This is a genomic window from Clostridium sp. TF06-15AC, from assembly GCF_003481165.1.
In the GTDB taxonomy this organism is placed as follows: Bacteria; Bacillota; Clostridia; order Lachnospirales; family Lachnospiraceae; genus Otoolea; species Otoolea fessa.
Window position 1 is genome coordinate 717,393 of sequence record NZ_QUKS01000001.1, and the last position, 21,576, is coordinate 738,968.

At 48.9% G+C, this 21,576-nt stretch carries 19 protein-coding genes; 1 reads left to right on the forward strand and 18 read right to left on the reverse strand.

All coding sequences use genetic code 11. The features are described from left to right. Positions 1-44: 44 nt before the first annotated feature. The 14 genes from nadA to dctP form a co-directional block, all read right to left on the reverse strand. The gene (gene nadA / locus DXC57_RS03210) at positions 45-956 is read right to left on the reverse strand and encodes a quinolinate synthase NadA (protein ID WP_118523572.1); all 912 of its coding nucleotides are present in this window, start codon (positions 954-956) and stop codon (positions 45-47) included. A 466-nt stretch (positions 957-1,422) separates the two neighbouring features. Then, positions 1,423-2,073 (reverse strand): hypothetical protein, encoded by a 651-nt coding sequence (locus tag DXC57_RS03215; RefSeq protein WP_118651122.1) that lies wholly within the window; start codon positions 2,071-2,073, stop codon positions 1,423-1,425. A gap of 426 nt (positions 2,074-2,499) precedes the next feature. Then, complete coding sequence (locus DXC57_RS03225; RefSeq protein ID WP_117796438.1) at positions 2,500-3,048, reverse strand: hypothetical protein; 549 nt, start codon at positions 3,046-3,048, stop codon at positions 2,500-2,502. After that, on the reverse strand, positions 3,049-4,593 hold the full coding sequence (locus tag DXC57_RS03230; RefSeq protein WP_118651124.1) for a DNA methylase: 1,545 nt from the start codon (positions 4,591-4,593) through the stop codon (positions 3,049-3,051). Positions 4,594-5,022: 429 nt separating this feature from the next. Continuing rightward, entirely contained in the window at positions 5,023-6,627 is a 1,605-nt protein-coding gene (gene pckA / locus DXC57_RS03235; RefSeq protein ID WP_107000134.1) for a phosphoenolpyruvate carboxykinase (ATP), read from the reverse strand. Between the two features lie 388 nt (positions 6,628-7,015). After that, positions 7,016-7,576: a glycerol-3-phosphate responsive antiterminator gene (locus tag DXC57_RS03240; protein ID WP_107000135.1), complete on the reverse strand. Its 561-nt coding sequence runs from the start codon at positions 7,574-7,576 to the stop codon at positions 7,016-7,018. 1 nt (position 7,577) lies between these two features. Beyond that, complete coding sequence (locus DXC57_RS03245; protein ID WP_022359841.1) at positions 7,578-8,390, reverse strand: HAD-IIA family hydrolase; 813 nt, start codon at positions 8,388-8,390, stop codon at positions 7,578-7,580. Positions 8,391-8,610: 220 nt separating this feature from the next. Further along, positions 8,611-8,973: a DUF1667 domain-containing protein gene (locus DXC57_RS03250; RefSeq protein ID WP_118651126.1), complete on the reverse strand. Its 363-nt coding sequence runs from the start codon at positions 8,971-8,973 to the stop codon at positions 8,611-8,613. After that, the gene (locus DXC57_RS03255) at positions 8,973-10,238 is read right to left on the reverse strand and encodes an FAD-dependent oxidoreductase (protein WP_118651128.1); all 1,266 of its coding nucleotides are present in this window, start codon (positions 10,236-10,238) and stop codon (positions 8,973-8,975) included. The genes DXC57_RS03250 and DXC57_RS03255 overlap by 1 nt, the downstream gene beginning before the upstream one ends. Positions 10,239-10,240: 2 nt before the next feature. After that, a complete protein-coding gene (locus DXC57_RS03260) occupies positions 10,241-11,680 on the reverse strand; it encodes an NAD(P)/FAD-dependent oxidoreductase (RefSeq protein ID WP_118651130.1) in 1,440 nt (479 codons plus the stop codon). Positions 11,681-11,805: 125 nt separating this feature from the next. Beyond that, positions 11,806-12,507, reverse strand: a complete 702-nt coding sequence (locus DXC57_RS03265) for an MgtC/SapB family protein (protein WP_107000139.1) — start codon at positions 12,505-12,507, stop codon at positions 11,806-11,808. 198 nt (positions 12,508-12,705) lie between these two features. Then, positions 12,706-14,016 (reverse strand): TRAP transporter large permease, encoded by a 1,311-nt coding sequence (locus DXC57_RS03270; protein ID WP_182431265.1) that lies wholly within the window; start codon positions 14,014-14,016, stop codon positions 12,706-12,708. After that, positions 14,016-14,516, reverse strand: a complete 501-nt coding sequence (locus DXC57_RS03275) for a TRAP transporter small permease (RefSeq protein ID WP_118651132.1) — start codon at positions 14,514-14,516, stop codon at positions 14,016-14,018. The genes DXC57_RS03270 and DXC57_RS03275 overlap by 1 nt, the downstream gene beginning before the upstream one ends. A 398-nt stretch (positions 14,517-14,914) precedes the next feature. Further along, positions 14,915-15,991, reverse strand: coding sequence for a TRAP transporter substrate-binding protein DctP (gene dctP / locus DXC57_RS03280; RefSeq protein WP_118472041.1), 1,077 nt, complete (start codon positions 15,989-15,991; stop codon positions 14,915-14,917). 455 nt (positions 15,992-16,446) lie between these two features. On the opposite strand from dctP, the gene DXC57_RS03285 reads away from it, so the two are divergent. Further along, the gene (locus tag DXC57_RS03285; RefSeq protein WP_182434328.1) at positions 16,447-17,049 is read left to right on the forward strand and encodes a YcxB family protein; all 603 of its coding nucleotides are present in this window, start codon (positions 16,447-16,449) and stop codon (positions 17,047-17,049) included. A 213-nt stretch (positions 17,050-17,262) separates the two neighbouring features. On the opposite strand, the gene DXC57_RS03290 is transcribed toward DXC57_RS03285, so the two are convergent. From DXC57_RS03290 to DXC57_RS03305, 4 genes are all read right to left on the reverse strand, one after another. After that, a complete protein-coding gene (locus DXC57_RS03290) occupies positions 17,263-18,669 on the reverse strand; it encodes an FAD-linked oxidase C-terminal domain-containing protein (RefSeq protein ID WP_107000143.1) in 1,407 nt (468 codons plus the stop codon). Between the two features lie 28 nt (positions 18,670-18,697). Beyond that, a complete protein-coding gene (locus tag DXC57_RS03295; protein WP_118293257.1) occupies positions 18,698-19,885 on the reverse strand; it encodes an electron transfer flavoprotein subunit alpha/FixB family protein in 1,188 nt (395 codons plus the stop codon). Positions 19,886-19,896: 11 nt separating this feature from the next. Continuing rightward, positions 19,897-20,685, reverse strand: a complete 789-nt coding sequence (locus tag DXC57_RS03300) for an electron transfer flavoprotein subunit beta/FixA family protein (RefSeq protein WP_118293258.1) — start codon at positions 20,683-20,685, stop codon at positions 19,897-19,899. 181 nt (positions 20,686-20,866) lie between these two features. Further along, positions 20,867-21,571, reverse strand: coding sequence for an FCD domain-containing protein (locus DXC57_RS03305; protein ID WP_107000145.1), 705 nt, complete (start codon positions 21,569-21,571; stop codon positions 20,867-20,869). Positions 21,572-21,576 lie beyond the last annotated feature (5 nt).

Here is a 21,576-nt window from a genome sequence, read left to right on the forward strand (position 1 = left end):
TCCTTTTGGGTCTATTTGTTTATATTGTGTCTTTATTTATTCCTTTATTTTGCCAATTCCAGCATCCGCGCCAGCGGACCAACCGCCCTCTGCCGCATCGCCTCATCCATCTCCACTTCCTCCTCCGGATTTTCCAGCGCCCGCAGTACGCTGTCCAGATGAATCTTCTTCATATTCGGGCAAAACTGACGGTGACCTACGGAGAAAAACTTCTTCTCCGGATTCTTCTGCAGCAGTTCATAGAACACGCCCATCTCGGTGCAGATCAGGAAGACTTTCTCATCCGAATTCGTCGCATAATCAATAATCTGGGAGGTACTTCCGACAAAATCTGCCAGCTCCAGCACATCGCCGGTACACTCCGGATGCGCCAGCACAACTGCCTCCGGATGCAGCTCTTTTGCTTTCTTTACATCTTCCGCATGAATACTCTTATGTACATGGCAGAAACCGTCATTGAAAATAAAATGTTTCTCCGGCACTTTTTTTGCGATAAAACGTCCCAGATTCTCATCCGGAATAAAGAAAATATCCTTGTTCGGCAGTTTTTTTACGATTTTGAGTGCATTCGATGAGGTAACACAGACATCCGATTCTGCCTTGATCTCCGCCATCGAGTTCACATAACAGACAACGGCTACCTCCGGATACTCTTTGCGTACTTCGCGGATCTTCTCCACCTCAACCATGTGAGCCATCGGACAGTCCGCGCTCCGGTCTGCCATGATAACCGTCTTCTCCGGGCTTAAAATCTTCGCACTCTCGCCCATAAATGACACGCCACAGAAAATGATCGTCTTCTGCGGCACCGTCGTCGCCAGCTCCGCCAGATAATACGAATCGCCCACATAATCGGCAATCTCCTGCACTTCTCCATCTACGTAATAATGTGCCAGAATCACGGCATCCTTCTCTTTTTTTAATGTCTCGATCCGCTGCTTTATCTCCTGATCCATCTCTTTTCCCTCTCCTTTTTTCACCGCTCTGTTCACGCTTCCGAATCCCCATCGATTGACAGAAACCATACCATTTTCCGACAGCTGCGGTTCATTTTCTTCTTTACAATGTATCCGACATCTTTGCCACGCCATATTTCTCTGTCCATATAGCTTCCACACGGTAAACTTCTGTGATTATACCTCTAAGAGAAAAGCTGTGTCAATGAATTTTTGACACTTTTTATTACATCTGTCTTGTCACATAACAATTCATCTATATACAGACTGAACGTCTGCTTTTCCGGCGCTTCAACCAGAGCAGCCAATATGCATTTATGCAATTTTTTTGTTTCACAAATGTATTTTACTGTGCAACAAAAAGTCAAACCAAAAATCGGACGGTTTTTCGCTGTGTTTTTCACTGTTCAAACCGTCCAATCTACATGACATATTTATAATTTTATCGCTTTATGCACATCCGCCCTTATTGCTGAAACAGCACCAGTCTCGATACCTTTCCTTCCGCGTCCGCCCAGATCGCGCATTTCTTTCCCGCTTCCAGATCGTCTGCGGTCACGATGTTCCGGGTTAAATACGGCAGAATACGTGTCTCAGCGCTGACCGTATAGGTCACGCCATCCTTTGCTTTCACACAGACGGTATCATCATTCTCGGCACTCTTTTTCACCGACTCGATCTCCGTGTAAACCGGCACGGCGCTCACATCGGTTACATGGACGAAGAAGAGCTGTCCGTTCGTGATTGGCGGCTCGCTCATCGCCATCGCATCCCCGATGTAGGCATATACAACGGTTCCCGTCTCCGCCTCAGTCATATCGACCGGATTGCCTGTCTCTGCGTCAAAAATCGGCGTTTCCGGTGAAAATGTGATCACCATCTCGCCGGCACTGCTGATTCCCGACTGATTGTCGATCGTGACGGAATCGCTGGTAACCTCCGAAACCGGACCATAAACACAAATAGTTTCCGCTGCAGTGGCCTCCCCAGCTGCCTCCGTATCTTCGACAACCGGCTTTGTCTCCTCATCGCCCGCTTTTGCACTGGAAGCGCACCCAAGCGCACCTACCGACAGTGCTGCACAAATTCCTGCAATATATAACGAATTTTTTTTCATAATTTGAATCTCCTTCCGACTGTTCTTATGCCTGCTCCCTGCCTGTTCCCAGGGACTTCTCTGAAATTTTTCAAAACTTCCCAGGCACTTTTTTGTTTCTAAAACCAGTGAAATATTTTTCTTTATACTCTGTATTCAGCTCTTCTATCTGGTTTTCTCTGTTCTAACAGTCTACCCTATTTCATTCAAAAGTAAAAGTGCTTTTTTCTTACGGATTTCTGATATTTTATTACTGTTCACGCATACGTGCCCAGTAACGGAATTTGCCGTGGCTTCGCATTTAAATACGGCAATTCCTGCTGCCACCACGTTTTCTTACGGCACTTTCGGTTCCAAAAGTGCCTACCCGTAAACAGTAACGATATTTTCCTTTGCCGGTCAGGAGGTCCATACAAAGCTTCAGCAACTGTGCTGCCATGTAACATTTCACTCCACTTCCTCTTCTATCAGCTCCACACGGCAGATCTGTGGAAAATTTACCGCGATCTCCCCGCCTATATTTTCAAGTCCAGGCTGATTTCCACTCCTTATTTCCGCCAACCACAAAACTTGCCGGTAATAGTCGATTTTCTTCAATCGTCCTGCTGCCGTTCGGTAAGCGCCGCCATCCTTGTGCACGTCCGGTTGGAACCAGGTCACAGAAAGCCGAACCGTCTCGCCACGCATCAGCTGCTCCTCCGCTTCCACAAGCGTCTGATTGATCATCTCACGCACGCTGTCATCCAGATCGATCTCCCGCTCGGTCAGACGCGCCTCCTCCTCTACCGCCTCCTCATAGCCATTCAGTGCGGCAAACGAGGCAAACTGCGCCGCCCGGTCCTCCACCGGCATCCGTGCATGGCGCAAGGGAAATGGGTAAGAATGACCGAGGATATCGCCGTAGCGGCGCTGGGCGTCACTTTCCTGCCCTTTTTGGGTTTGGCTTCGTCCACCTTTTAAGTTTTCAAATTCATTCACTCTATATTGATCTTCCATCTACGCCTGATGTCCCCCGATCTGCCCGTTGCGCTCCTTGGCGGTCGCGCCTTCCTCAAAGTTCATCCCGCGCAGCACCGCGTTTTTTCCGTATTTTTTCTTGATTGTCAGAAGCGCTTCCTGCATCCGGCGCTCCCGCTCGCGTTTTTTCTGTTCTTCCTTCTCTTTTGCTTCCTTTTTTGCGTAATCGGTAAACAAATCAAGCTGTTCAAATGTTTCCTTCTGTTCACGCTCTTTCGCCATTTTCTCATTTACCACATGACATGCCGAGAGCGACATCCGGCGGATGAGAAGCGCCGGGTTGACAATCTTATCATACAGAGCCGCCATCGCCTCCAGAAGCTCGCTCGATGACGAAGTCGCACGCGGCAGATTCCACGTTCCATGTGCATGCTTCGGCACACGCCGCCCGTAGCGATCGGTTGTCACCGGTCCCTTGTATACTTTCCGTATCTCCGGGCGGGTCAGGTTTTCGATGTCATATCCGACCGTTAGAACGAGCTGATCGGTCACCAGCCGTTTTTCCACCAGCTCCAGCGAGATCCCGTCAATCATCTCCTGTACCACGATCCGCGCCTTATCCGCCGTGTACGGACAGGAAAGCACCTGCCCGCAGCCCAGGCTGCTGCTCTGCGGCTTGTATGCCCGTATCTGTGCGATCGTGCACGGCTCGTAGCCCCACGCATGGTCAATCAGAAGCTCAGCATTGACGCCGAACATCTGGTACAGCAGTTCCTCGCTGTAAAACTCGCCCGGTTTTCCCAGTGAACAACGCGCAATATCGCCCATCGTCCGAAGTCCCGCCTGCCAGAGTTTCTTCTGGTATCCTGGTCCAACCCGCCAGAAATCGGTCAGCGGCTCATGCGTCCACAAAAGTTCCCGATAGCTTTGCTCATCCAGCTCGGCAATCCGCACGCCGTCCTTGTTCGCTTCCACGTGCTTCGCCACAATATCCATCGCCACCTTGCACAGATACAGGTTCGTCCCAATCCCCGCCGTCGCCGTGATGCCTGTTTCCTTTAACACCGTGCGGATGATCCCCTTTGCCAGCTCGCGCGGCGAAACCTTGTAAATCCCCAGATATTCCGTCACATCCATGAACACTTCGTCAATCGAATACACATGGATGTCCTCCGGTGCCACATACCGGAGATAAATCTGGTAGATCTGCGTGCTCCATTTCATATAGTATGCCATTCTCGGCGGCGCAACCAGATAGCTGACCGCCAGCGACGGATCCGCCTTTAATTCTTCATTTCTCCACGATTTATCCCGGAACTGACGTCCCGGCGCCAGTCTGCGGCGTTCCTCATTGACTTCCCTAATCCGCTGAATCACCTCAAATAACCTGGGACGCCCCGGCACACCATAGGATTTCAGTGACGGTGACACCGCCAGACAGATCGTTTTCTCCGTCCGCGACGGATTCGCCACGACCAGATTCGTCGTCAACGGATCCAGACCGCGCTCTACGCACTCGACCGATGCATAGAACGATTTTAAATCAATGGCAATGTACGCGCGCCTGGAAACTGTTTTCTGCATGGCAGGATCCTCCCTTCTCTATGAATTTAAAATTTGAGCGCCACTGGTAAAAAATCATCTCAAAAAATCAAGCACAGAAAGATTCCGAGCGTACACATGAAAATCCAGTTAAAAACTCACTACATGCTTCTATTATAGCATAACCATCAGCTTCACGAAATACTCAAATCCAAACATGTGTTTTACAGCAGTAAAAAGAATGTGCCTTGGCGCATCCGGGCGTCTCGCGCGGTCGCTTGCGACATGTTTCTGCTTCGCGCGGGTGTGCATCCTCGCGGAGCGTTTTTTGTTTCATAGGACGTAATTTCCTATGAAACAAAAAACCTCCAGTCCATTCGAATGAGAATCACATTTCTCATCCAAATAAACTGGAGGTTTTCTATCTCACCAGGTTTACCTCTTGGATTTATTTACCATTTATTTCTGGCATTATAACTGCGGACCAGCCTTTACCAGAGCCTTGCCAGCTTCGTTTCCTTCGTATTTAGCGAAGTTCTTGATGAAACGGCTTGCCAGATCTTTTGCTTTCTCTTCCCACTCAGCCTCGTTTGCATAGGTATCGCGGGTATCCAGGATAGCCGGATCTACGCCCGGAAGCTCGGTCGGTACTTCGAAGTTGAAGTACGGGATCTTCTTGGTCGGAGCCTTCTGGATGTCACCGTTTAAGATAGCGTCGATAATACCACGGGTATCTTTGATGGAGATACGTTTGCCGGTTCCGTTCCAGCCTGTATTTACGAGGTAAGCTTTTGCTCCGCTCTTCTCCATTCTCTTAACCAGCTCTTCTGCGTATTTGGTCGGATGCAGCTCCAGGAAAGCCTGTCCGAAGCAAGCGGAGAAGGTCGGGGTCGGCTCGGTAATGCCGCGCTCGGTACCAGCCAGTTTTGCTGTAAATCCGGATAAGAAGTAGTACTGTGTCTGCTCCGGTGTCAGGATAGATACCGGCGGAAGTACTCCGAATGCGTCTGCAGACAGGAAGATAACGTTCTTAGCTGCCGGTGCAGAGGATACCGGACGTACAATATTCTGAATATGATCGATCGGGTAGGATACACGGGTGTTCTCGGTTACGCTCTTATCAGCGAAATCGATCTTGCCGTTCTCATCCAGGGTAACGTTCTCAAGCAGCGCATCACGTCTGATAGCGTTGTAGATATCCGGCTCAGACTCTTTATCCAGGTTGATAACCTTCGCATAGCAGCCGCCCTCGAAGTTGAATACACCGTTGTCATCCCAGCCGTGCTCGTCATCACCGATGAGAAGACGTTTCGGGTCGGTAGAAAGGGTAGTCTTGCCAGTTCCGGAAAGTCCGAAGAAGATAGCGGTGTTCTCGCCATTTAAGTCGGTGTTAGCGGAGCAGTGCATAGCAGCGATGCCCTTTAACGGAAGGTAGTAGTTCATCATGGAGAACATACCTTTCTTCATCTCTCCACCGTACCAGGTGTTGATGATAACCTGCTCGCGGCTTGTGATATTGAAGACAACAGCTGTCTCAGAGTTTAATCCAAGCTCTTTGTAGTTCTCAACTTTAGCCTTGGAAGCATTGTATACTACGAAGTCCGGTTCGAAATCAGCCAGTTCTTCGTCGGTCGGAACGATGAACATATTCTTTACGAAATGAGCCTGCCAAGCAACCTCCACAATAAAACGGATCGCCATACGGGTGTCTTTATTTGCGCCGCAGAAAGCATCTACTACAAACAGTCTCTTGTTGGAGAGCTCTTTTAAAGCGATATCCTTTACTGCGCTCCAGGTCTCTTTGGATGCTACATGGTTGTCGTTCTTATACTCGTCTGAAGTCCACCATACTGTGTCCTTAGAGTTCTCATCCATAACGATGAATTTGTCTTTCGGGGAACGTCCGGTATAAATACCTGTCATAACGTTTACTGCACCAAGCTCGCTGACCTGACCTTTTTCATAGCCCTCCAGCTCCGGTTTGGTTTCTTCTTCAAACAGCATCTCATAAGAAGGGTTGTAAACAATCTCCGTTGTTCCTGTGATTCCGTACTTGCTTAAATCGATCTTAGCCATCTTAATACCCCTTTCCTGTTATCCGGCGGCTCCCGTCTGTGTGAAATTGTCAGCTTCGCTGACCAGAATCATGCGCCAAGTCTCACGGACGTTCGACTTAAATTTTGTCTGACATTTCTCACCGAACCGGGGATTTCAGTGTCCCCCACTGTACATGTGTATAGTTTGCAACCGCTTTACCTTTTCACGGTTCTTATATTTTGTACAATGCGAAAACTCGCCTTTTCTTCTCTTTATCTATTTTTACCAAAAGAGATTACTTCATCATTCTAATGCATTCATGGTAAAAAATCAAGCGAAATCGCGAAATGATTGATATTTTTTTATCAATTTCATTATTTCAAATATATCTGTCACTCACAGCGTCTAAATCGTTTAAGTTTTAAAATCACACGTACCACACCGCTTCATTCGTCGCTGAAATGGCATCCGTACCCGCCTCAAAGGCCGCCATCACATCTTTTTTGTCAGACAGCAGTCCCCCGGCGATCAGCGGAATATCGGTGTACTCGCGCATGATCTTAAGAATCTTCGGCATCACCCCCGGCATGATCTCGACTGCATCCGGTCGGAACATTTCGATCTGTTTTTTCAATGTATCGAGTGCGATCGAATCCACAACAAAGGTTCTCTGGATCGCATAAAGTCCCATCTCCTTCGCGCGCTCCACCAGTGTATTTTTTGTGCTGATAATACCGTCCGCCCGCGTATTGTGGGCGATAAAATCGACCGCCACCCTCTTGGTGCTCAGTCCCTGGATCATATCCACGTGGACGATCGCCACCTTCCCGGCGTCCTTGATGCGCGCTACAATCTGATCAATATCACAGATCGTGCCAAACAGCACAAATACTACCTTACATTCAGATTTAAGACTTTTTTCCAGCCCTTCCCAGCTCTTAATCGCTGCGATTATCGGAGATTCCTCCAGTAATTCAAGCATTGTCATTCTATGCTTCCTCTTCTCTCATAGTCTTGAGTATTTCTCCCATCTCTTTCAGCCCTGTGAAAATCGCATCCGGCACGACATCCGCCTTCGGTACATCCTCCAGCTTCGTCTCGCCGGTCAGCACCAGGATTCCGTGTGCCCCATTTACCACGCCGGTTTTCACATCCGTGTAGATCCGGTCGCCGACAAACGACATTGCCTCGCGCTTTGCCCCGGTCATCTCCAGAACCATATCCACGGTCTCCTTGAATGGTTTTCCGACATACTTCGGCTCCTTTCCGGTCGATAAGGAGATTGCCGCGCACATTGCGCCGCAGTCCGGGATAAAACCATCCTTCGTCGGGCAGTTGATATCCAGATGCGTTGCCAGGAACACAGCGCCGTTGCGGATATACGTGCAGGCGCGCTCCAACTTCTCATAGGTCAATGTCATATCAAAGCCAATCACGACCACATCCGGCATCTCCCTTGTCAGAAGAATGCCATTTTCACGGAAATTCTCCTCCAGGTCCGGCGTTCCCACCAGATAGACTTTCTTTTCAGGATAATACTCTTTCAGATACTGAATCATCACATCCCCGGATGTAATGATCTGATTTCTTTTAATATAACACCCCATTTTTGCCAGTTTGTCAATATATGTTTTCGGAGATTTCGACGAATTATTCGTAAAAAACACATATCTCTTCCCGGCTTTCTTCACTTCCTCCAGGAAATCCAACGCCCCGTCGAGCACATCCGTATCCAGATAAAACGTCCCGTCCATATCGAGGACAAACAGCTCTGTCTCCTTTAAAATTTCACGTTTTTCCATGCCTCTCTCCTTGTAATTTATCTCTGTAAATATGTACCTGTAAAAAAGATTTTCTTCAAAACAACTTTATCCAATCCTGCCCAAATATGCAAGCAGGTTTTTCATAAATCTTAATTTCAAAAATGGGAAGCCGTACAAATCTCTTCTATGAGTCTGTACAACCTCCCATCTCTCATCTTTATATTCTGCGACAGGCTGGCGGCGTCACTTTTACGTTTTTTTACGCCCGCCCTACATTCTTGCTCGCCACAACCGCAACCCCGGTTCCAGCGCAGTCATCAATGATCACATCCCCGATATGCACCGGAGCAGCCACCTTCACGGCGCGGATCTCCTTCATGCAATCAAAGATTTTGCCCTTCGGGATATCCGAAGCCGTCTTGACCGCTGCTCTCTCGATCGTGCCGCCCTCGACGCGTACCGTTGAGGTAACGATTCTCGTCGGATTGGTTACCTCTTTCTTTGCATACGCCTCGCCGCGCGGGCATGTATTTCCTTCTACCTTGATCTCGTCATTTCCCATCGTCACAGTGAGCTGACAGCCCAGCGGACATCCGATACAGGTCAGTTCTCTTACTTCCATCACTCATCCACCTCCGTGCAAATGGTTATTTCTTTCAGATCCGGATATTTCTCCAGACTTTCCTTCGTCAGGATCACCTGCTCCATCTCCCCCGGTGCCAGCACGCGTTTTTTGCGGCTGCTTACACGCTCTCCGTCAAAATAAACGGAAATGCTGCGGTTTTTATAAACATCTGCCACACGGAAACGAACGGTCAGCTTGTCTGCCATCGCCTCGGTATCGATCGACTGCGGTACCGTGTAGCGGACGCCATTTTCTGCCTTGAGTGTCACGCTGTGACCTTTCTTCGTCTCGCCGGATTTCACATATTTCGCTGCGTTCTGTCCTGCCAGCGCTGCCTCCTCGGATACATAGTCAACCAGATCATGTACATGAAGCACGTTGCCGCAGGCAAATACACCCTCGATGCCTGTTTCCAGACGGTCATTGACCATTGGGCCGGAGGTAACCGGGTTCATCGTCACGCCCATATTTCTCGTCAGCTCATTCTCCGGAATCAGGCCACAGGATAACAGAAGCGTATCACAGTCATAGTGCTCTTCGGTACCAGGAATCGGTTTGCGGTCCGGTCCGACCTGTGCCAGCGTAATGCCTTTCACGCGCTCTTTTCCCTCGATATTCACAACCGTATGGCTTAACTTCAACGGAATATCAAAGTCGTTTAAGCACTGTACGATATTTCTCTTCAGACCGCCCGAATACGGCATCAGCTCCGCTACGACCTTAACCTTTGCGCCCTCCAGTGTCATACGTCTCGCCATGATCAGTCCGATATCGCCGGAACCGAGGATGACAACCTCTTTACCGACCATATGTCCCTCGATGTTCATGAGACGCTGTGCCGTACCAGCAGTGTAGATACCTGCCGGACGATACCCTGGAATGTTCAGGGCGCCTCTCGGACGTTCGCGGCACCCCATCGCCAGGATAATCGCTTTTGCCTTGATGAGCTCCAGTCCCTCGCTCCGGCTTACGACTGTGATCTCTTTGTCTTTATTGATATCCAGTACCATGCTGTTTAAACGGTACGGAATTTCCAGCTTTTTCACTTCTTCCTCATAACGTGCCGCATACTCCGGTCCGGTCAGCTCTTCTTTAAAGGTATGAAGACCAAAACCATTGTGGATACACTGATTTAAGATACCGCCCAGCACGCTGTCGCGCTCCAGAATCAGAATATCCTCTGCGCCGCTTTTCTTTGCCGCTGCTGCCGCTGCCAGTCCAGCCGGACCTCCGCCGATAATTACAATGTCATGCTGAATCATGGTTATGCCTCCTCACCTTTTATCATTTCGGAACCTTTGCGGTTTTTGCAGATCTCTGTGATCGGGATTCCCGTCTCACGGGAGAGAATTTCCATCGCTCTCGGAGTGCAGAAGCCTGCCTGACACCGTCCCATACCCTGACGGACGCGCCGTTTGATGCCATCCATCGAGCGTGCGCCGAGTGTACGGGTGATCGCATCCACGATCTCCCCCTCGCTGATTGTCTCGCAACGGCAGACGATTGCGCCGTATGCCGGGTTCTTGCGGATCAGTTCTGCGCGTTCTTCCGTATTTAAACGTGCTGCTTTCACGATGCCCTTGCGGATCGGATTGAAATTCGGATTCTTGCCAAATCCAGCTTTTTCCTCGATCATCCCAGCCAGATATTCACCGATCGCCGGTGCGCAGGAAAGTCCCGGAGACTCGATTCCGGCTGCATCAAAGAAGCCCGGTGCGTCCTCCGCCTCACCGATGATGAAATCATCGCCGTCCTCATGGGCACGCAGGCCGGAGAAGGAAGTGATGACCTGACGGAACGGAATGTTGTTGACACTCTTGGCTGCCTTCTCACATGCCTCTGCCAGTCCCTCGGCGGTCGTGTAGGTTCCGTCCTTATCTTCCTGATCCACCGCGGTCGGTCCGACTAAGAGATTTCCGTGAATCGTCGGGCTGACGAGGATTCCCTTGCCATACTTGCCCGGAAGCTGGAAGACAGTCGCTGATACGTGGTTGCCTGCCTCTTTATCGAGCAGGCAGTACTCGCCGCGGCGCGGCACAATGTGAAGCTTCTTTTCCGAAACCATGTTGTGGATCTCATCAGAATACACGCCGGCTGCGTTCACGACATATTTTGTCTCGAAGACACCGTTGTTGGTTATCACACGGTATCCTTCTGTCGTTTTTTCAATTTTTTCTGCTTTTGTGTTGAATACAAATTCAACGCCGTTATCACAGGCATTCTCTGCCAGCGCGATCGTCAGACCAAATGGACATACGATGCCGCCAGTCGGTGCATAGAGCGCTGCCACAACCTCCCCGCTGACGTTCGGCTCCATCTTGCGGACCTCATCGCCGGTCAGAATGGAAATATCCGGCACACCGTTTGCCACGCCTCTCTCATAGAGTGCCTGCAGCGCCGGGAGGTCCTCCTGCGCGAAGCAGAGTACCAGGGAGGAATTCCGCTTGAAATCAAAATCGAGTTCTTTGGATAAATCTCCCATCATGGCGTTGCCTTTTACATTGAGCTTTGCTTTTAAAGAACCTGTCTTTGCGTCATAGCCCGCATGGACGATAGCACTGTTTGCCTTCGATGTGCCGGAGCAGACATCCTCTTCTTTTTCCAGAAGCACGGTGCGGCACTCATATTTCGAAAGCGCTCTGGCGATGCTGCTGCCGATGACGCCACCTCCGATAATCACTACGTCGTATGTATTTCCGTTCATACTGTGATCCTCCATTATTTATACTAAATGTTTTCTTGTTCTCGTTTCAACTATCCTGTTTGTTTAGACAATTCATCCTATTTCTGCTACATTTCGTGCGTAAGCCCATCTGAACCCTTTAGCTGCTACAGCTCCTCTGCAAACCGGATCTCCTCCATCGCCTGAATATCGCTCAGAAGTGTTTTTCGAAGCGACTTGTCCTGCACTTCCACCGACATCGTCGCGGAGGGACCCTCGCCCTTTAACTTATTCTTGGCAATATCAAAAGACACGATTTTCACATTCTTAGAACGCATGGTATCCATGAACGCCCCAACACACCGGCTGCTGGTAAATTCCAGATAGAAATCGAACACCTTTGCATGCTCATGAATCATTGTATCCACACGTGTCAGGAGCTTCAAGGTAACCGCAATCAGAATCAGACCGTAAACCGCACCGTCCACAAATCCGATACCGGCTGCCAGTCCTTCACAGGCGCAGACCCAGAGACACGCCGCTGTGGTCAGTCCACGCACCTGATTACGCCCGGTTACCATGATCGTGCCAACCCCTAAAAATCCGACACCGCTGATAACCTGCGCGCCCATCCGCGCCATGTCCGCTTTTGCAGATGGAAATGTCCGGAACATATATTCACTCGTCAACATGACAAGCGCTGAACCCAGGCAGACCAGCACATGCGTCTTGATGCCCGCACCGCGCCGTTTCAGGCCACGGTCAATTCCAATGAACATTCCCACCGCCAGCGAAAACAGCAGGCGAATCCAGATGCCGACCGCTGTCCAGGTCGCCGCCGTCTCCACAATCCATTTCCAAACTGCCATTTTTTCTCCCTCTGCAAGCCCGTAAAGCTTCTAGAACACAGCTCTTTTTCGCTCCACAAGACTCTTCCATGACCGATACCGGTATCTTTTATGGAACAAAAAAGAGCAGAAAGCATCCGTATTTCTACGTTTGCCTTTCTGCTCTTAATCTCACAGGCTTTATTATATCCAATTTATTAACGTTTTGTCAATCTGTTTCTATGCTGCGCCGTACAGAAGATCCGGTACACATGTAATTAAGAACGGGCAGAAGGTCAGAAGCAGAAGAACAACCAGAAGGGACACGATAAATGGCCATACTTCCTTCAGGAACTCACTGATCGGACATCCCGTGATACCACAGGTCGTGAACATCATCGAACCGAACGGAGGTGTAATACCACCGATCATGATGTTAACGATCGCTACCAGTCCAAAGTGGTAATCATTGATTCCAAGCTGTCTTGCAACCGGAAGCAGCAGAGGTGTAATAATCATCAGCGCCGCGCCGCCTTCCAGGAACATACCCATAATCAGAAGAATTACGTTGCATGCCATAAGGAACAGCCACTTGTTGGTTGTCAGGCTTAACATAGCAGTTGCCACGACTCTCGGCAGGTTGATCCAGGTCATGTAATAACCGAATACATTCGCTGCAACCATGATCAGGACAACGCTGGAAGTACCGGCGATACTGTCAAGCAGGATCGGAACCAGATGCTCTTTCAGGGACAGTTTCTTGTAAACGAAACGTCCGATAATAATACAGTAAAGAACGGCTACCGCACCGCCCTCAGACGGGGTAAACATGCCAAAACGCATTCCCAGAATGATACCAAACGGGAAGAACAGACCCCAGAAAGAGGTAATACCCTGTTTCACGATTTCTTTCAGAGACGGGAATTTTTCACGGGTGGTCGGGTAGTTTCTCTTATGCGCAATAATCGAAACAACGATCATCATCGAGATTGCCATCAGGATACCCGGAATATAACCAGCCGCAAACGTACGACCCAGGGAAATCTGTGCAATCAGGGTAAAAACGATCAGGTTTACTCCCGGCGGAATAACCGGTGTAGCAGCCGAGGAAGCCGCTGTGATCGCTGCGGAGAACGCCTTGGAGTAACCTCTCTTCTCCATCTCCGGAACCAGCATCTTGGACTGCATCGCACAATCTGCGTTGGCCGAACCGGAACATCCGCCCATCAGCATACTAAGTACTACGTTTACCTGTGCCAGACCGCCTTTCATATGACCGGTCAGCACTTCCGCGAAATCCATCATCTTGTCACTGATGCCGCCGTAGTTCATGACGGAACCAGCCATAACGAAAAATGGAATCGCTAACATCGAGAACGACTGTGTAGAGGTCATAACCTTCTGTAAGATCAGCCAGTTTTTACTGGTTGTATCAATAAATGTAAAATAAAAGAAGGTTGAACCAAACAGCGCATATACAATCGGCATTCCCAGGAAATAGAGAATAAATACCATAAAAATCGGAACGAGTTCAATTAATTCGAGTCCCATCAGTTATTTCCCCCTTTCCCTTTAAATACCTTGATAATATCCTTAACCAAAAAGTAAATACAGAAAATCAGTGAAAGCCCAAATCCGATCGGAACCGCGCCGGAAATATACCAGCTCGGAACACGCAGCGTATTAGTCAGCTTATCCATCGTGTTCATCACATACTGGACGCTTGTTCTGGTCAGCATAATCAGAGTAACAAGCTCCAGAAGATCCATAATAACCTTAACAACTTTTCTTATCTTCTCCGGAAGAATGTTGATCAGGATGTCTACGCCCAGATGTGCGTGCTTACGGTACGCATATGCGCTTCCAATAAAGACGGTCCAGACGAAGAGCCCCGTAGCGACCTCTTCCGACCAATACAACGGTCTTTTCAGGAAATAGCGCATAAGGACGTTTGCGTTTACAACGATTGTACAGAGTGTCAGTGTCACGCAGGTAATAATTGCATCCAGGTTTACCAGCACCGACCCCAGTGTGTTTTTTTTCTTTTCCATAGTCTATCCTCATGCATTCATAATGGCAGTCAGTTTTGCATAACCGACGACTGTTCTGTCATACAGTCATCATTCCAGCAGTTGTAACTGTTCAGTACCTTCACAGTCACGCGCAAAAATCCATTAAAAATTGCCTACGGCAATGGGATTTTTGCCTGCTGGCCCATGTTTTCGTACGGTCAGCGCAGTAAATGCGCAGACCTACTGAACAGTTACCAGCAGTTTCATATTTCCGGCACTATACGTTTGTCGGAAGCCTGCCCGGACCTCAGACAATCTTCTTCGTTCTGACAGCCCGGGCAGATATACTTTCTTCTCCGCAGCGGTTCTGATAACCGTTACGTTTTTACTATTTCATAATTGCTTTAAAATACTGTATTTGTTCGGAATAATTTACATTATTCGTTGTTTGCACGGTAGTCATTCAGGAAATCAACCAGCTTCTGGTGAAGTTCCGGATCTGCGCCGTACTCGTCTACGATCCAGTCGTAAACCGGAGCACAAGCCTCTGTGAATGCATCAACATCTACATCATTCCACTCAACGCCTTTGTCTTTCAGGAACTCGATCATGGAAGCTTCGTCGTTCTCAGCATTTTCCTGCTCCCACTTACCAGCTTCTACACAGCACTCATCCAGGATGTTTCTCCATTTTTCCGGGATGGACTGATATACGTCCTCAGCCATGAATAACCAACGGGTTGCGATGAAGTGGTTCGTGTTTGCAACTTTCTTGGTGTACTCATAAGCACCTGTATCCTTCAGGGTGGAGATGGAACCTTCGAAACCATCAACAACACCACTGGACATAGCAGATAAGCACTCCGTAAAGCTCATTGCAGACGGGGTAGCACCCAGACAGGTAATCGTCTTAACAAACAGCGGAGACTCGGTCGAACGCATGATCAGACCATTTAAGTCAGCCGGTTTCTCAACTACCTTGTTCGTACATACGCTTCTGAATCCGAACGAATAATGTGTATCCAGAACGTGGATGTTGTGCTCGCTTGCCAGTTTTGCATTCAGATCTTTTACAATATCAGAATCCATCACTGCATTATACTCTGCATTGTTCTTGTAAAGCATCGGTCCAACTAATACGTTGTAATCGCCGATGTAATCAGCAAAGTAGGACGGCTCCTCCAGACCCATCCAGACAGCGCCGTTGTGTGCCTGTGCTACAGACTCCGCGTAGCAGTCAAGCTGGTTCTGTCCGTAATACTCCAGAGTGATATGACCATCGGTCTTCTCTTTTACCAGGTCTGCCAGATATTCGCTGGCTTTGTAGTTCCACTCTGCCGGCTGAAATACGTTGGAAAACTTGATGGTGATGTAGTAATCATCTGCAGATGCCTCGTCACCTGCTGCCGTTCCTGCGTCTGCTGCCTTTGTGTCAGTCTTTGCGCCGCTGCCGCCGCAGGCCGCCAGGCTCATTGCCATCGTCGCTGCCAGTACTACTGATAATACTTTTCTCATACGTTTTCTCTCCTTTTTCTTAACCTCCCCCAGTCATCTTTCTGACCGGTTCATCAACAGTTTCTACTACTTTCTAAATAAATTACCATTTCAGCATTTAGGCAAAAAAATAGCACCATTTTTAAAAAACAGTCTTTTCCAGCTGTTTCTAACCATGGCGCATCTCTTCGTCTCTGCTTTTGGTTCTTTATTTACCTTTTACCTAATTTTAACACTTATTTTATGATTAGGCAAGCTATTTTGTCGAAATTATATAATTTTTTCTCGATTTTAGTCGATTTTTATGTGATATTTTTGTAACAATCTTGTTTATTTTTTATCAACATTACAGATTTAACAGATCCAGTTGCGGAAACAGGGAAGAAACAGTATACTACTTCTTAAGATATTTTCTATGCTTCTATATACTGTTTTTATATAGGTGATGATTGATTTTTTATATGAAAGGGCTTACCATGATTTACTATAAGATAGAAATGCACCACAACGAAAAAACCTTCGAATCCCTGTCCCGGATGCAGTACGATCTCTTCTGCGCTTCCAACCGGATCACGCGGACAATTTTAAGCATCCTGTTCATCGCCGGAGGTATCATCAATCTAAGCGAGTGGTGGGGCATCCTCTTAGCCGCCTACGGCTGCTATCTGACGACCAGCACCTACAGCTCCGCCAACCACACCGCCCACAAGCTCGCCGAACAGATCAAAAAAAGCGGCATGCCGTTCCCGGCGTCCCGCTATGAATTCCGTGAAAATCATCTGGAAGTCTATTCTCTTCCGAAAAACACCCGCGAAAGCACACTGGCTTACAATGAATTTGAAAAGCTGGGTGAGGACCGCGATTATTTCTATCTGTTCCGCGATTCCTACGGCGGGTATATGGTACCGAAAAAGGGGATTGACGCAAGCGCAAGGTCCCGTTCAAATTCGGATGAGAGCCAGAATTTGAAAGCAATTGGCGCGTTTCGGGAATTTTTGGAAAATAAGAGTGGGAAACGGATTTACAGGAAGACGATTCCGCTGGTTCGGGTGATGCAGGCGTTGAAGAAGAAAAGATAGGTCGATAGATATAAACTATAAAATAGTTCAACAACTATAAAAAGCCACGATTTGAACTCTTTGATTCAGATCGTGGCTTTCTCAAAAACCTGCTGTTCCATTCTGTTTTTCTGCCAAAAATCTTCTGCAGTTCCTAGAATCAGCCTTACCGCGTGGTGCTCAAACGTTTTTGCAACACTTGTGGCTTAAAAATATCAATGCAGTTATTTTCTTCTATCTCTGCGCCACCTTATGCGGATTCAGAATATTCTTTGGATCAAACACTTTCTTGATTCCGTTCATCAGATCCAGGTTCTTCTCCGGCAGGGATTCTCTTAAATACGGCTTTTTCGCATATCCGATGCCGTGCTCGCCGGACACCTGACCTTCGAGTTCATGAGCTTTCTGATAGATCTTCTCCATTGCAGCAGACATCCGTTTTTCCCACTCTTCATCACTCAAATCGTCTTTCAGGATGTACGCGTGCAGATTTCCGTCGCCCGCATGACCGAAGCTCTTGATGCGGATATCAATCTCATTGTGGAGATCGTGCAGATACGTCACCATCTCATTGACGCGGCTTCTCGGAACAACCATATCGACCTCATCCATGTAAGTCGTGGATCCCTTGATTGCCTCCAGGAAAGCGCCTCTGGCTTTCCAGATGGATTCCTCCCGCTCCTGGGTATCGGAAATCAGCACGTCCAGTGCGCCCTGTTCCAGGCAGAGTTTGGCCACCTTGTCATACGCTTCTTCGATCTCCTGGGTGGAATTCCCATCAAATTTCAAAAGCAGATACGCATCCGACTGTTTATCCGGGAACGCTTTTCCTAAATACTCCTCGGCGTCTTCAATCACTTCCCGCTGCATGAACTCGATCGCGGTCGGGATCGTCTTAGATTTGATGATAACCGGGACGGTGTCGATCGCCTGTTTCAGGGTCGGGAACGGGATCAGAAGGCTGATGACACGCTTCGGAAGCGGCAGAAGCTTTAAGATCGCCTTGGTAATAAAGCCAAGCGTTCCCTCGGAACCAATAATCAGATCTTTCAAGTCATAGCCTGAACTATTCTTTACGACTTTGCCTCCAAACTGAGTGATCGTGCCATCCGGCAGAACCACTTCCAGCCCCATGACATAGTCTCTCGTCACACCGTATTTGACCGCACGCATACCGCCCGCATTCGTGCTGATGTTGCCGCCGATGGTCGCTGATTTCTCACCCGGATCCGGCGGGTAGAAGAAATCGTGATCTTCTACATAAGCGGACAATTCCATCAAAAGGACGCCCGGTTCCACCGTGACCGTCAGGTTTTCCTCGTCCAATTCGAGAATCTGGTTCATCAGGGTGGTATCGATCATGATGCCATGTTCCATCGGAACCGAAGAACCAACCAGACCCGTTCCGGCGCCCCTCGGTGTCACCGGAATCGTATTTTCGTATGCATATTTCATGATCGCCGCGATCTCTTCGGCTGATTTTGCCTTTACCACCACATCTGGATAACTGCTGGTGCCGCTCAGCTCATCGTGGCTGTACTCTTCGTTGATATTTTCACCTACGAGGACACGCTCGTCATCCTGAATTGTGTTTTTTATATATAAAATATCATCTTTATCTATTTTCTTGTAATTTCCCATGATATCCTGCTCTCCTTCCTGTGAATCTTTATCTTCCCATCTCAATCTTCTCAATCAGTCTCGGGAGAATCTCATAGAGATCACCAGTCAGGCAGTAATGTGCCGTCTTGAAAATCGGCGCTTTCGGATCTTTATTGATCGCGACGATCGTCTCCGCGTGATTCATGCCGGCAGTAAACTGGACCGCACCGGACACGCCACAGGTGATGATGAGTTTTGGGCGGACCGTACGGCCACTCAGACCGATCTGGCACTTGGCATCCAGCCATCCGGCTTCCACCATTGGACGGGTGCAGGCAAGCTGACCTCCCAGCAAATCTGCCAGTTTTTCCAGCATTTTCAAATCTTCCGGCTTCTTCACGCCTCGTCCGGCTACCACCAGGACGTCAGCATTTTCGATAAAGGTTTCCTTCGGCTTTTCTACGATATCCAAAACCCTCACGTGGGAAAGCAGTTTTTCCTTCTCAATTGTACAGACCACAATCTCACCGCTCTCTTTCTCGGCACGCTCCGGTGCGTTCATGATCTTATAGCGCACGGTCGCCATCTGCGGACGGTGGTTCGGGGTCTTGATGTGCGCCATGATATTGCCGCCAAAAGCCGGTCGGATCTGGGATAAATCAGTATTTTCATCCATTTCCAGGATCGTACAATCCGCGGTCAGGCCTGTCTTCATACGGGCAGCCACACGCGGCGCCAGCTGTCTGCCGACCGTGGTCGCACCGACGAGAATAGACGATGGTTTTACTGTCTGGATGAAGTTTTCAAAAACAGCCGTGTACGGCTCGATCTGGAAACGTGCCAGTTCCGGTGCATCATAGACGAATACTTTATCTACATTATAATGAAGCAGTTCGTGTGCAGCCGCTTCGATTCCATTTCCCATAAACAGGGCGTAAACCGGATGTCCCGTTACCTTGGAAAGTTCTCTTGCTTTTCCAAGAAGTTCCAATGTAACCGGATGCACCTTTCCATCCACGTGATCTACGTAAACGGCAATGCCCTTCCATGCACTCTTATCGATGCTCGGTTTTACCGCGTCTTCTACATATTCAACCGCGCCCTTCGGACCTTTTCTCACGCAGAGACGGCACATTTTACAGGCGGCGCTGATCGTCACCTTTCCGTCTTTTTCTTCCATCGCCCCGAACGGACAGAGCTTGATAAGTTCCTGATTATCCGGGATTTTGTCCTGATGTATGATTAACTCAGCCATGATTCCACCTCCTACACGAATTTCATATCCACGATCTTCTGATACAGCCGGTCCGCCAGCTCTTCGCCGCTTCCGTCCCACATTTCCTTTTTGTCATTGACAGCCGGTGGGAAAATGCGCTGAACCTGCGTCGGGGAACCATTGAGTCCATAGTGCATCGCGTCTTTATCATCCATATCCGCCAGGGAAAGAATCCGGATTTCACGGTCTTTCGTGTTCATTTTCCGGACATACGAAGGAAGTCTTGGCTGGAAAATGTCCTTGTCAACGGCTAAGAGACACGGAAACTGCACTTTCGCCACCTCGACCTCTTCCGGCAGATCCATGCTGACGGTGATGCCGTCCTCATCAATCTGATTGATCCTGACAACATCTGCCACGCTCGGGATATTCAGCCACTCGGAGATCTCCGGACCAACCTGCGCGGTGTCGCCGTCCGTTGTCTGTTTGCCGCAGAGGATCAGGTCAAAATCGCCGCAGCTCTTGATGCCCTGCGCAAGTGTATAGCTGGTTGCCAGTACATCCGCACCGCCAAATTTGCGATCCGATAAAAGCGTTCCGCCGTCCGCGCCCATCGCAAATGCCTCGCGGATCACCTGCTGCGCCTGCGGCGGTCCCATGGAAATGACGTGAACACTTCCGCCCACTTCTTCCCGGATCCGGAACGCCGTCTCCAGCGCGTACAGATCGTATGGGTTCATCTTCGAAGCCGCGCCGTCTCGTTTCAGCACGCCGGTAACCGGATCGACTTCTACTTTATTGCTTTCCGGTACCTGTTTGATACAGACAAGAATCTTCATTCTGTTTCCTCCTTCATATGGATGCTTTGTAAAAATCTTTAAATGATGGATATAAAGAATTTTTAATCCGCATATTGGTTCTACCAATTTATTGAAAAGAAAAAGAATTTTGGTAGAACCAATTTTCTTTATTCGTTAGTATAGTGGGCTGCGTTCTAGTTGTCAACGATTGTTTATCTTTTCACATAGAATGTGTTTTTTCATGTTTTTCCAAAATTTCATCTATCATCCGGAAATGCCGGTCCAGTGCATCCTTCCCCGCTGCATTATCTTTGTTCCGCAGCGCTTCCGCAATCTGCCGGTGACAGAGATTCAGCGCTTCTTTCGCCTCTTTTGTCCGCAGAATTTCCGCGCGCATATTCCGGATGAAGGTATCGATCACGCCGGAACACGCCTCTAAAATATTGAGCAGCAGCACATTTCCCGACGCCAGCGCCAGTGTAAAATGGATCTGTTTGTCAATCCGGGCGTTTTCCTGCTCGTCCATGCTCCGGTCAAGACGTTTTACCAGTTCTTCCAGCGCGTCCATCTGGCTCTCCGACGCATGTTCAACCGCCAGGGCAAACGCCTGCTGTTCCAGCGCATAGCGGATCTGGCTGATCTGCTGATAATTAATCTGGGACATAGCAAACATCATCCCCATCGTCTCCGCAATGCTTTTCTGAAATTCACAAGTGATGTAATTCCCCGATCCCTGCTGGGAGGAAATCACTCCCGTCATATCCATGATCCGCAGCGCTTCCCGGACGGAATTGCGGCTGACTTCCAGCATCTGCGCAATCTCCCGCTCCGGAGGAAGCTTCTCCCCCGGACGCAGCTCGCCCGCCATGATGCGGTTCTTGAAATATTCAATGACGCCTTTATAGGCTTTTTCCTGTTTTTCCATAGACG